Source organism: Parabacteroides sp. ASF519, assembly GCF_000364265.2.
In the GTDB taxonomy this organism is placed as follows: Bacteria; Bacteroidota; Bacteroidia; order Bacteroidales; family Tannerellaceae; genus Parabacteroides; species Parabacteroides goldsteinii.
Genome location: NZ_AQFV02000006.1, coordinates 3383320 through 3396670 on the forward strand (window position 1 = coordinate 3383320; position 13351 = coordinate 3396670).

Annotated in this window: 12 protein-coding genes; all 12 read left to right on the forward strand. The window is 45.8% G+C overall.

What is annotated here, in order from left to right; all coding sequences use genetic code 11:
• The first annotated feature begins 3 nt into the window (after positions 1-3).
• The 12 genes from C825_RS13225 (at position 4) to C825_RS13280 (ending at position 13292) form a co-directional block, all read left to right on the forward strand.
• On the forward strand, positions 4-1137 hold the full coding sequence (locus C825_RS13225) for an acyltransferase family protein (protein ID WP_007655950.1): 1134 nt from the start codon (positions 4-6) through the stop codon (positions 1135-1137).
• Between the two features lie 27 nt (positions 1138-1164).
• Positions 1165-2367, forward strand: a complete 1203-nt coding sequence (locus tag C825_RS13230) for an L-serine ammonia-lyase (protein WP_007655951.1) — start codon at positions 1165-1167, stop codon at positions 2365-2367.
• Between the two features lie 161 nt (positions 2368-2528).
• Positions 2529-3167, forward strand: a complete 639-nt coding sequence (locus C825_RS13235; protein ID WP_007655952.1) for a TetR/AcrR family transcriptional regulator — start codon at positions 2529-2531, stop codon at positions 3165-3167.
• 11 nt (positions 3168-3178) lie between these two features.
• On the forward strand, positions 3179-4471 hold the full coding sequence (locus C825_RS13240) for a TolC family protein (RefSeq protein WP_010802806.1): 1293 nt from the start codon (positions 3179-3181) through the stop codon (positions 4469-4471).
• A 24-nt stretch (positions 4472-4495) separates the two neighbouring features.
• Positions 4496-5398, forward strand: coding sequence for an HlyD family secretion protein (locus tag C825_RS13245; RefSeq protein WP_044214570.1), 903 nt, complete (start codon positions 4496-4498; stop codon positions 5396-5398).
• A gap of 30 nt (positions 5399-5428) precedes the next feature.
• On the forward strand, positions 5429-6328 hold the full coding sequence (locus C825_RS13250; RefSeq protein ID WP_010802808.1) for an ABC transporter ATP-binding protein: 900 nt from the start codon (positions 5429-5431) through the stop codon (positions 6326-6328).
• Positions 6329-6462: 134 nt separating this feature from the next.
• Complete coding sequence (locus tag C825_RS13255) at positions 6463-7197, forward strand: ABC transporter ATP-binding protein (protein ID WP_010802809.1); 735 nt, start codon at positions 6463-6465, stop codon at positions 7195-7197.
• A gap of 2 nt (positions 7198-7199) precedes the next feature.
• A complete protein-coding gene (locus C825_RS13260; RefSeq protein ID WP_010802810.1) occupies positions 7200-8315 on the forward strand; it encodes an ABC transporter permease in 1116 nt (371 codons plus the stop codon).
• An 11-nt stretch (positions 8316-8326) separates the two neighbouring features.
• The gene (locus tag C825_RS13265; protein ID WP_010802811.1) at positions 8327-9421 is read left to right on the forward strand and encodes an ABC transporter permease; all 1095 of its coding nucleotides are present in this window, start codon (positions 8327-8329) and stop codon (positions 9419-9421) included.
• A gap of 173 nt (positions 9422-9594) precedes the next feature.
• Positions 9595-10404, forward strand: a complete 810-nt coding sequence (locus tag C825_RS13270; protein ID WP_007655969.1) for an IclR family transcriptional regulator — start codon at positions 9595-9597, stop codon at positions 10402-10404.
• Between the two features lie 8 nt (positions 10405-10412).
• Complete coding sequence (locus C825_RS13275; protein ID WP_007655970.1) at positions 10413-12185, forward strand: YncE family protein; 1773 nt, start codon at positions 10413-10415, stop codon at positions 12183-12185.
• Positions 12186-12197: 12 nt separating this feature from the next.
• Positions 12198-13292 carry a chorismate transformation FkbO/Hyg5 family protein gene (locus C825_RS13280; RefSeq protein WP_010802812.1) on the forward strand — a complete coding sequence of 365 codons (1095 nt, stop codon included), beginning with the start codon at positions 12198-12200 and terminating at the stop codon, positions 13290-13292.
• Positions 13293-13351: the final 59 nt, after the last annotated feature.

The window sequence follows — 13351 nt, forward strand, 5'->3', positions numbered from 1 at the left end:
CAAATGGAAAAAACTACTTACAAGCGGCTGGAGTCGCTTGATGCTTTACGAGGATTCGATCTTTTCTTTTTGGTTGCTTTAGGACCGTTGGCACATTCATTGGCACGGGCTGCGGATGTGGGATGGCTGAATGATTGCATGTGGGCTTTTAATCATGTACAATGGGAAGGTTTTTCTCCCTGGGATTTGATTATGCCGTTGTTCCTTTTTATGTCGGGAGCTTCGATGCCGTTTGCTTTGTCACGTTTTAAAGGTGTTTCCGACAAAAAGACTCTTTTCCGGCGTCTAGGAAAACGCATCCTGTTGTTGTGGATATTCGGTATGATGTGCCAGGGAAATCTGCTGGGATTTGATCCGGATCGTATTTATTTATATTCGAATACGTTGCAGTCGATTGCCGCTGGTTATTTGATTACGGCTGTGTTGTTCCTTTATACCAGTCGGAGGACGCAGATCGGTGTGGCGGTGGCCCTGTTGCTTGTTTATTGGGCGGCGATGCAGTTCATTACGATCGGCAGTTATGGAGGTGGTAATTACACACCCGAGGGAAACCTGGCGGAATGGATAGACCGTACGGTGCTGGGACGTTTTCGGGATGGGGCGAAAGTGGTGGACGGTGAAGTCGTTTTTGCACCCTGGTATCATTATACATGGATTTTGAGTACCCTGAACTTTGGCGTGACGGTGTTGACCGGTTTGTTTGCCGGCTATATTGCCAAGGATAAGACCAGTGATATCCATAAACTGAAATGGTATTTCGGAGCAGGAGCCGCTATGGTGGCTGCCGGATGGCTTTGGGGATTGCAGATGCCGGTTATCAAGACGATATGGACCAGTTCTATGGTGCTGGTAAGTAGCGGATATTGCTTCCTATTGATGGGATTGTTTTATTATCTGATAGATTATAAAGGATATAAGAAGAATATAACCTGGCTGAAAGTGTACGGGATGAACTCGATTGTAGCCTATATGCTGGCGAACGTCATCAATTTCAGTTGCCTGGGACAGTCTTTGTTTTATGGGATGGAGCAATATCTGGGTAATTATTATTCCTTTTTGATAAGCTTGTCAAACGTATTGGTTATTTATGTAATTTTGTGGCTGCTTTATAAACGTAATATATTTCTTAAAGTATAGAAAACACAAAATTAGAGAGAAAGAGAAATGGAATCAATCAAGCAGATATACCGGATCGGACATGGTCCGTCGAGTAGCCACACGATGGGGCCGATGCGTGCTGCCCAGATGTTCGTGGAACGTAACAGAGGTGCCGTGCGGTTTAATGTGACTTTATATGGTAGTTTGGCTGCTACCGGGAAAGGCCACATGACGGATGCTGCCATCCTGGAAGTGTTGCAGCCGGTTGCTAAAACGACTATTACCTGGGAACCCAAGATATTTCTTCCGTTCCATCCGAACGGAATGTTGTTCGAATCGTTTAATGAGAACGACGAAGAACTGGAATCGTGGACTGTGTACAGTATTGGCGGCGGTACGCTTGCCAACGAAAGTTTTAACGAACTTAAAACGGCACAGGTCTATGAGATGAGCACGATTAAAGATATACAAGCCTGGTGCGAAAAGACCGGACATTCCTATTGGGAATATGTGGAGCAATGCGAAGGACCGGAAATCTGGGATTACCTGGCGGAAGTATGGGACGTGATGCAAAAGGCGGTGCAGAGCGGTCTGGAAGCAGAAGGTATCCTGCCGGGCGGTCTGGGCATACGCCGGAAAGCATCCGACTATCTGATTCGTGCCAAAGGATATGGCAGCAGCATTAAAAGTCGTGGTATGGTTTACGCTTTTGCGTTAGCTGTATCCGAAGAGAATGCCTGCGGTGGTAAGATTGTGACGGCTCCGACCTGCGGCTCCTGCGGAGTGATGCCGGCGGTGTTGTATCATCTGAAAGATACCCGTGAGTTCCGCGATTCCCGTATCCTGCGTGCATTGGCAACGGCCGGATTGTTCGGAAATGTGGTACGAACCAATGCGTCGGTTTCCGGAGCGGAGGTAGGCTGCCAGGGAGAAGTAGGGGTTGCCTGTGCGATGGCTGCCGGTGCTGCCAGTCAGTTGTTTGGCGGAACGCCTGCTCAGATTGAGTATGCTGCCGAGATGGGGTTGGAACATCACCTGGGATTGACTTGCGACCCGGTTTGCGGTTTGGTTCAGATTCCTTGTATCGAACGTAATGCTTTTGCCGCAGCGCGTGCACTGGATGCAAATACTTTCTCGAACTTCTCGGACGGAAAACATCGTGTGAGCTTCGACCAGGTAGTAGAGGTGATGCGACAGACGGGTAATGACCTGCCGAGTTTGTATAAAGAAACTTCCGAAGGCGGTCTGGCTAAGAAATACGGGGAATAAGATTAAAAAGAATATTCTCTTCATTGTATAAAAGATATTAAAATAAGGGTGCAGTAGTTGCATCCTTATTTTTTTACATTACTTTTGACACGTCTGTCAAACAAAAGTGTCAGACATATTCGACAGACAGTAATGACAAATGTGGTAAAACAAGATATACAATGAGTACAGAAGAAGTAATCACAATGGAGAACCGAATCCTGGAAGCGGCCAAACAGGTCTTTGTCAGGAAAGGATATGAAGCGACCAAGATGGGCGACGTGGCTGCCGAAGCAGGCATCGGGCGTACAGCCTTACATTATTATTATCGTACGAAAGAAATGTTGTTCGATGCGATCTTCGACCAGTTGATAGATGCCTTGCTTCCGAACCTGGGAGCGATTATGGAAGAGAATACCTCTTTCCTGGAGAAGCTGCCGAAGATTATCGATCAATATGTAAGAACGTTGCAGAGGAATCCTTTGTTCCCTGTGTTTGTTATAAATGAACTACAACGTGATCCGGAGCATATTTATCATTCCATACTGAAGAATCCCGCACGGGTTGAACCAATCATCCGAATGCGTAAACAGATGGAGGATGAGATGGAGAGAGGTGTATTGAAGAAACTGCCGGTATATTATGCGGCGACTACCTTGATAAGCCTGTTGGTTTTCCCCATGCTGGTACGTAATCCGTTTACGGCTGTTTTTATGGGAGGCGATGCAGAGAAATATGAAGAATTTCTGCGGGAACGGATTCCCTTCGTTATTGATATAATGATCCGGTTGCTGACACCGGACGATAATACATCGAATTAATAAATACCCCTATGAAACGGATTTGTGTAATTTTATTCTTATGTTTCCCCTTATTGTCGGGTGCCGTAAAAGGGCAGGAGCAGATAACATTGACACAATGTTATGAATGGGCCCGTGCCAATTATCCCCAGATACGGCAGTTCGGGTTGATCGGGCAGACGGAACAATACAATCTCTCGAATGCCGGAAAAGGCTGGTTGCCCCAACTGACGGTGAATGCAAAGGCAACCTATCAGAGTGATGTAACTAAACTACCTTTTGATGCGGACAAACTTTCGTCGATCGTTCCGGGGCTGGAGATTCCGACATTAAGTAAAGACCAGTATCAGGTAGTGGCCGAACTGAATCAGAATATCTGGGATGGCGGAACAATTCATTCCACCCGGCAGTTGACAAAGGCACAGGCTGCTGCCGACCGCGAACAGCTGGAAAGCGACCTTTATACATTGAACGACCGGGTAAATCAACTTTATTTCGGCTGCCTGCTTCAGGAAGAACTGATCCGCCAGAACGCATTGCTCCAGAAAGAGTTGCAGATTAATATCGACCGGATAACGGCGATGATGGATAATGGTGTGGCCAACCAGTCCGACCGCGAGAGTATGGAAGTGGAACTCTTGAATGCCCGTCAGAAAGAAATCGAACTGAAAGCCTCCCGTGTCGCCTTCGGCAGAATGCTGAGTGCGCTGATAGGAAAGCCTTATGATAAAGACAGGATATTGGTTGTTCCTTCCATACCGGGCGATCCGTTATCCGGAGACATAAACCGTCCCGAATTGCGGGCGCTGGATGCAAAAAGCTATTTGCTGGAAGTACAAAACAAACAGATTACAAGTGGTTTAATGCCTCGTCTGGGTGCATTTGTACAGGGCGGATATGGCCGTCCGGGGTTGAATATGCTGGAGGATGACTTTAATCCGTTTTATATAGCGGGAGTACGCCTTTCCTGGAATATGGGCAAATTGTACACCTTGAAGAATGACCGCCGTAAAGTGACTACGGCACGTCAGCAGGTGGAGGTGCAGCGTGAGACATTCCTGTTTAATACCTCATTGGAACTGATGCAGCAAAATACGGAAATACAGAAAATCTCCGATCTGATGAAAGCGGATGACGAAATAATCCGCCTGCGTACCAGCATCAAAAATGCTGCGGAGGTGAAACTGGCAAACGGCGTTATCTCCGTCACCGACCTTATCCGCGAAATCAATGCGGAAGATCTGGCGAAGCAAGCCGCTGCCGCCCATCGCATCCAGCATCTGAATGCCGTCTATAATTATATGTATACAACGAATAATGAATAATCACAAAGAATCATGAAGAAGAATATGAAACGATTGAATTCTTATACATTAATAGCAACCGCTTTATTAAGTCTGGCTGCATGTAACAGGGGAGACGGCGACTTCGATGCTACCGGTACGTTTGAAGCGACGGAAATCCTCGTTTCTTCCGAAGCAAACGGAAAGATTATGGAATTGAATATAGAAGAAGGCGACCGTCTGGATGCCGGCGCCCTTGTAGGATATGTCGACAGCACTCAATTATATTTGAAGAAAATGCAACTCTCGGCCGGTCTGCGCTCTGTCGATATCCGTAAACCGGATATTCGCAAGCAAATAGCCGCCCTGGAGCAACAGATTGCTACCGCACGTACGGAACAACAACGTATGGAGAATCTGGTAAAGGCAAAAGCCGGCAACCAGAAACAGGTGGACGACATCGTCAACAATATCAAATACCTCCAGAAACAATTGGATGCGCAGTATTCTACGCTAAACAAGACGACAGGCGGTGCCGATGCGGAAGCCGAAGGTATCCTGTATCAGATTATGCAGCTGGACGACCAGTTACAGAAAAGCCGTATCGTAAATCCCCAGGCAGGAACCGTTCTTGTTAAATATGCTGAACCGGGTGAAGTGACGGCCGCCGGTAAGCCTCTGTATAAAATAGCCGACACCGACTTGCTTTACCTGCGTGCCTATATCACGTCCGACCAACTTTCGACATTGAAACAGGGCCAGACAGTCCGTGTCTTTGCCGATTATGGAGAAAACGACCGGCGCGAATATCCGGGAACGATTACCTGGATATCCGATAAATCGGAGTTCACTCCCAAAGGAATCCAGACAAAGGACGAACGGGCCAATCTGGTCTATGCCATCAAGATTGCTGTTAAGAACGACGGTTATCTCAAGATTGGACAGTATGGGGAAACGGTGTTTGAGTAATTGAAAATTGAGAATTGAAAATTAATAGGGATGAATGGAGTTAAGATGGAGGCGGTTGGTAAGAACTACGGGCAGGTAGAGGCTTTGCAGGATATTTCTCTGGATATACGTCCCGGTGAATTGTTCGGCCTGATTGGTCCCGACGGGGCAGGGAAGACCACTTTGTTCCGTATCCTGACGACTTTATTGCTGGCGGATAAAGGGACGGCTACCGTCTGTGGTCTGGATGTCGTGCGTGATTATAAAAAGATACGTACGATGGTCGGTTACATGCCCGGCCGTTTCTCGTTGTATCAGGACCTGACGGTCGAAGAGAACCTGGATTTCTTTGCTACCGTGTTTAATACTACGGTAGAAGCCAACTATGACCTGGTTCACGACATTTATGTTCAGATAGAACCTTTTAAAAAACGGAAAGCAGGAAAATTGTCCGGAGGTATGAAACAAAAGCTGGCATTGAGCTGTGCTTTGATTCACCGCCCCGAAGTCCTTTTTCTGGATGAACCGACAACGGGTGTCGACCCGGTTTCCCGGGTGGAGTTCTGGGATATGCTGGACCGCTTGAAGAGGCAGGGCATTACGATTATGGTTTCCACTCCTTATATGGATGAGGCTTCCCGTTGCGACCGCATTGCTTTGATGCGTTCCGGCCAGTGCTTGTCCGTCGATACGCCGGCAGGCATCCGTGCCTCTTTCGGCAGGCAGCTGTGGACTGTCCGGTCGGCATCCATGTTCAGGCTGCTGACGGACCTTCGTTCTTTTCCGGGAACCTATTCCTGTTATGCCTTTGGCGATGCCCATCATCTGACATTAAAGGAAGATGGCAGGGAGATGAATGCCCTGATGCAGTTCTTGAAAGATAAAGGATATGCAGATGTCGCTATTGAACCGGTCGAGCCAAGTGTGGAAGATTGCTTTATGGCTTTGTAAAAACGATAGAGTGAAATGTAATACCATATATTGTGATAGAAAATTCTCATATATTATGATATTGGAATTGTATAATATATGAGAATGCAGTATCATAATATATGAGAATTTTATCTGATAAAAGTATATATACAATGAACGTAATAGAAACAGACAGTCTGACTAAGCGCTTCGGAACTTTTACCGCAGTAGATCATATCAGCTTTGAAGTGGGAGAAGGAGAGATCTTTGGTTTCCTGGGAGCCAATGGTGCCGGAAAGACGACGGCGATGCGTATGCTTTGCGGACTGTCGACACCCACTTCCGGCAAAGCCCGTGTGGCAGGTTTTGATGTATATAAGGAGACCGAGCAGATCAAACGCCATATCGGCTATATGAGTCAGAAGTTTTCCCTGTACGGTGACTTGAAGGTTTGGGAAAATATCCGTTTGTATGGCGGTATCTACGGTCTGTCGAAGAAAAAGCTGGCGGAGAAGACGGATGAACTGCTCGATGTACTGGATTTGGAGGGCGAGCGGAACACGTTGGTCGATGCGTTGCCTTTAGGCTGGAAGCAGAAGCTGGCTTTTTCCGTCGCTATCATCCACGAACCCCGTATTGTTTTTCTGGATGAGCCGACGGGTGGTGTTGATCCGGTTACCCGCCGTCAGTTTTGGGAGTTGATCTATAAAGCGGCGGAACGCAATATCACAGTCTTTGTCACCACCCATTATATGGATGAAGCCGAATATTGCAACCGTGTCTCTATTATGGTCGACGGAAAAATCGAAGCGCTGGACAGTCCGGCTGCTTTGAAATCGTCTTTCCATGCCGAAAATATGAATGATGTGTTCCGTGCCCTGGCGCGAAAAGCAACAAGAGGTGAATAGTTATGAAACAGTTTATATCTTTTATCCGCAAAGAATTCTTCCACATCTTCCGCGACAAACGGACCATGTTGATTTTATTGGCTATGCCGATTATCCTGATTATTCTGTTCGGCTATGCGATTACGACGGAAATAAAATGTGTGCCGATTGCCGTGTTCGACCAAAGCCGGGATGAAGTGAGCCGGAAAATCACCGAACATCTGGGGGCAAGCGAGTATTTTGATTTGTATAAAATGGTAGACAGCGAAGCGGAAGCTCAATCCCTCTTTAAACAGGGTAAGATTAAACTGGTCGTTGTTTTTCCGCCCCAATATGCTTCCACGGCGGATGCGGATGTCCAGTTGCTGGCAGATGCAACCGATCCGAACGAAGCGACTCAGCTGACCGCTTATGCAACCACCATCATCGCTTCTGCCAAAGCGGAGATACAAGGAAATCTCCTTCAGCCGGAAGAAAAAGCGCAACTTATGCAGGTGGGCATCATGCCGGTCACTCACCTTCTCTACAACCCCACCATGAAAGGCGCCTACAACTTTGTGCCGGGGGTAATGGGATTGATATTAATACTGATATGTGCCCTGATGACCTCCGTAGGCATCGTGAAGGAGAAGGAGATGGGTACGATGGAAGTGTTGCTGGTTTCGCCGATGAAGCCGGTCTATATCATTCTGGCAAAAGCGATTCCCTATCTTTTATTGAGTATAGTGAATGTGGCGACAATTCTTGCCCTGTCTTATTTCCTGCTGAAGGTTCCGATTGCGGGGAGCCTGGTTCTGCTGGTGGCAGTTTCCATCCTGTATGCCCTGGTTTCCCTTTGCCTCGGTCTGTTGATATCGACGATAGCCGACACGCAACAGGCTGCCATGCTGATTAGTGCTATGGTGTTGATGCTGCCGGTGATTCTGCTCAGCGGCATGGTATTTCCCATAGAGAACATGCCTGATATATTGCAATGGCTTTCCAATATCGTGCCGGCCAAATGGTATATTATCGCAGTGAAAGATGTGATGATAAAAGGGTTAAGTGCCGGAGCCATCCTGAAGGAGATAGGGATACTGTCGTTTATGGTCATATTCCTGGTGATTCTTAGTGTGAAACGTTTTAAGACTCGTTTGTGAGATAAGAAGTTATGAAAACATTACGATATTTACTTGAAAAAGAGTTTAAGCAGATCAAGCGCGACCGGTTTTTACCGCGCATCATCTTTTTGGTACCGTTGATGCAGTTGCTTATCCTGCCTTTTGCCGCCAATTTCGAAATGCGTAATATCAATCTGGGAGTGATTGACCATAATCATTCCGTGGTGTCTGTGCAGCTGGTCGAAAAGATTCTTTCGTCCGGTTATTTCCGGCTGACCGATGTGTCTTCCAGTTATGATCAGGCGATCACCTCGATAGAAAGTAACGAGTCGGACCTGTTGCTTGAAATCCCGGCAAAGTTTGAACAGGAGCTTGGCCGGGAAGGAAAGGCGGATGTCCTGATTGCTGCAAACGCAGTAAACGGAACAAAAGGAGGGATGGGTAGCTCTTACCTCACACAAATTATTCAGGATTTTAACCGGGATAAAGGTTTCACCTCTGCTGCCGTGAGTAGTGGAGTGCGGGCGACAGCTCTTTTTAATCCGCATCTGAATTATAAGAATTATATGGTGCCGGGTATCCTGGTCTTTTTGTTGACGATTATCGGTGGTTTCCTTTCGGCCCTGAATATAGTCAGCGAGAAGGAGAAAGGGACCATCGAACAGATTAATGTGACGCCTGTCCCCAAAACATTGTTCTTGCTGTCGAAGCTGATTCCTTTTTGGGTAATCGGTTTTATCCTGTTGACGATCGGAGCCATTGTGGCATGGATTATTTACGGTTTGCTGCCGGTCGGCAATATGGGGATTATTTATTTGTTTGCGGCAGTTTATCTGATTGCTTTTACAGGTTTGGGGTTGGCAATATCTTCTATATCGTCCAACCAGCAACAGGCGATGTTCACGGCTTTCTTCTTCTTGATTATATTTGCTTTGTTGAGCGGACTTTTTACCCCGATCAGCAGTATGCCGCAATGGGCACAGACTATAACATTATTTAATCCGGTACGTTATTTTATAGAAGTGATGCGTATGGTTTATCTGAAAGGCAGTTCGTTTTCCGATTTGAGCGGACATTTCATTGTCGTTTGTCTTTTTGCTGTATTATTTAATGTATTGGCTGTGATAAGTTATAGGAAAAAATAGTAAATCCCAAATACGTAATATAGAGTGCCGGATGGTAGAAACGGACAAACGGAGATAATGGTTTTGGCTAGTTGAATGTTTTACAGCATACTTAACGATATTTTACAAACATCTTACTGCTTTTTAACGTGACTCTTTTATATTTGATTCAAATCTGAAACAATATTTCAAATATGGAAAGCGTTATTCCAAATATGGAAAAAGGAGAAGAAAATTATAAGGTGCCGAATTTGGAGAAAGGAATTGCGGTGCTTGAATATCTTTCGCTTCGTCCACAGGGTGAGACGCTGCAAGATATTAAGAATAAGCTGGATATCTCCCAGACTACTGCTTATCGTATTTTGAATACATTGGTTCGATTGGATTATCTTAACTATAATGAAGACACGAAACGCTACAAATTGTCCCGAAAATTGCTAACTTTGGGCTTCAGATCGTTGAATGAACATAATTTGTTGGAGACAGTATTGCCTTGTTTGCGTGATTTGCGTGATAAAGTAGGGGAGACTGCCTGTTTTGGTGTACTAGGAGATGAGAAAGGAATTTTTATAGAGCAGGCGCAGGGACATCATACGTTCCGCTTTGTTCTATCGCCGGGGAAATCATTTGAATTACATTGTTCTGCACCCGGAAAAGCGATTATGGCTTATCTGCCAAACACGGTCCGCGACCGGTATTTGTCGTATATGACATTTGCGAAGTATAATGCGCGGACGATTACTAACCGGGATGCTTACCTGGAAGAATTGGAAAAAGTCCGTAAGCTGGGTTATGCTATGGATAATGAAGAAGAATTGAATGGTGTGATCTGTGTAGGTGCTCCTATCTTTAACTACACAGGCTATCCATGTGGCGCCATCTGGATATCGGGTCCCAAAGACAGGTTAACAAAAGAAATATTCCATTCAACGGTTGCGAGCATCAAGGAGGTCGCTCAGAATATTTCGGCTGAATTAGGATATAGTAAAAACACAAAAAAATAAATAATACCATGAGGACGAGTAAATACATATTAAGAACTTCATTGATGGCATGCTTTGTCAGTTGTTGCATCTCATTTGCATCGGCTGATAATCCGCCTTTTTTTACGACTGATATAAAACTGAATGATAAAGGGGAAATGCTTCTGACTGAAAAAGGAATGAAGCGGGTGGATGTATTTTCAGCCGACGGCAAACTGCTGCGTTCTTTCCCCATGGATGAAACACCGACCGGTATTTTGGTTGACGGCGATAAGGCCTATGTGACGACCTTTGAGAAGACGGGGAAGTTACAGATCTTATTGTTGGAATCGGGTAGGGTGGAAGCTGCTATCCCTACAGGGTCGGGTGCCTGCCATCCGATGTTCGGACCGGATAAAAAGACAATCTATGTCTGTAACCAGTTCGAAAACACGGTGTCGGAAATTGATCCGGTAAATCATAAAGTACTACGCACGGTTAAGGTACTTCGCGAACCGAAATCCGCCGTATTCAGCAAAGACGGTAAATATATGTATGTAACAAACTTCTTGCCGGCACAACGTGCGGACCTGGATTATGTGGCAGCCTGTGTTTCCGTGATTGAAATGGATGGTTTTACCAAAGTGAAAGATATTCAGCTGGCAAACGGTAGTAATGCTTTGCGTGGCATTTGTATTACGCCTGACGGCAAATATGTATATGTGTCGCATAATTTGGGACGTTTCGCCGTACCGACTTCGCAGTTGCAGCAGGGATGGATGAATACGAGCGCTTTCAGTATCATCGATACGGAAAAGCAGGAGTTTGTCGGTGCCGTTGTTGTTGACGAACCGGAAAGAGGAGCTGCCGGTATCTGGAGCATCGATTGTAATGACGACCATATCTTTATTTCGCATTCCGGTACTCACGAGGTGAGTGTGATCGATCATCCGGCTTTGCGTGAAAAGTTTGAAGCCTATCCCAATAAGGCAATGCTGGATTATGACCTGAATTTCCTGTATGGCATCCGCGAACGTGTTCCGTTGCAGGGTAACGGTCCCCGTGCGATGGCTCTGACCAACGAGAAACTGGTTGTTCCTACTTATTTTGCCGATGTTCTGAATGTAATGGATATTAATACCCGTGAAGTAACGTCGACAGAATTGAATCCGGGACGTACGGAAAGCAATATAAATAAAGGAGAAAAATATTTCAACGACGCTTCTCATTGTTTCCAGAATTGGCAGAGTTGTAACGGTTGCCACCCGGGGGATGCCCGTACGGATGGTATGAACTGGGATTTGATGAACGATGGCGTAGGAAACTCAAAGAACTGCAAAAGTTTGTTGTTTAGCCATGTGACTCCTCCTAATATGATTTCAGGAATCCGTGCTTCTGCGGAGGTTGCTGTGCGTGCAGGATATAACTTCATCCAGTTCTTCGATATTACTGAAGATGATGCAAAATGCGTGGATGAATATCTGACGTCATTGCGTCCGGTGCCGAGTCCTTTGCTGGTGAACGGTGAATTGTCCGATAAGGCGAAAGAAGGACGTAAAGTCTTTGAAAAACTAAAATGTGGTGAATGTCATAGCGGACCTTATTATACAGACATGAAGATGCATCGTATCGGTGAAGATATCGAGTTTGAAAAAGGGTGGGATACTCCGACTTTAAGAGAAGTCTGGCGTACGGCTCCTTATTTGTTCGATGGTCGTGCAGCTACAATGGAGGAAGTCTTTGAAGTGCACAAGCATGGAATTGATAAGAAGGTATCCAAGAAAGATATTGAGGCTTTGGTTGAATATGTAAACTCACTCTAAAAGGAGGGATCGATGAATTATTGCGAGAAGATACGTTATAACATTTACACTACTGAGAAAGCGGATTTTGAGGAAATGGTGGATAAGCTGCTTGCCCAATTACCGCAGAACGAACAAATATTCAGGCTGGCCTTTTTCGGCATGCCGGATGATAATGAACAATATGTTTCGCGCCGCGTAATGTTGCGTGAAAAAGTACGTAAATACTATGGGAACCATGAACCGGTGTTGAGTTATGTATCCCAGCCGCCATTGAACGGAGGTTTGATACTGGAGGCTCATACATATACGCCGGATAAAGGAGACCATATTACATATAAACATATCGGGACATTCCCGTATGTGGTATTGGTAAATGGCAGCGGCCGTTTCCTGTTTGCCGGAGGTTTCCATGGCGATGTGATTAATTTCGGTATCGAGCAACAGTCGAAAGAAGTGTTCAAGCTGGTATCGGAGTTGTTGAGGAAGGAAGGATTCCCGATCAACAGCATCATCCGCCAGTGGAACTATATCGAGCAGATCACTAAGTTTGACGGTGAAGACCAGCATTATCAGATATTCAATAATGCCCGTAGCGATTATTATGCCATGACAACCTGGGAAAACGGTTATCCGGCAGCAACGGGTATCGGTGCGAATCTGGGAGGCATACTGGTTGATCTGGATGCTGCCGTATTCTCGAATCCGGATTGTTATGCAACACCGATCGACAATAAATTGCAGGTGGCTGCCCACGCTTATTCCGAAGGAGTACTGGAGCCGGCCCACAGCAAAAAGACGACTCCGAAGTTCGAGCGCGCCAAGAGCATGACATTTGGAGAACGTGAGGTGATCTATATCTCCGGAACTGCGGCTATCCGTGGCGAGGAGAGTTTGATAGGAGTGGGGTTGGAGCGTCAGCTTCATATTACGATGGAGAATATCGCTGAACTGATCGGTGAGGCGAAGTTGAAAATGCTCCGGGTCTATCTGAAAGAGAAATCTTTCTTTGAAGAAGCTGAAAGGCTTTTGAATGCGTATGAGTTGAATATCCCCATATCATATATGTGGGCTGATGTTTGTCGGGATGAATTATTAATTGAGATTGAGGGAATAGCAGTGTTGTAACCCCTGCCATATCATGTTGACCGTTTGGCGAAATAAAGCAAATATTACTAACATAAATT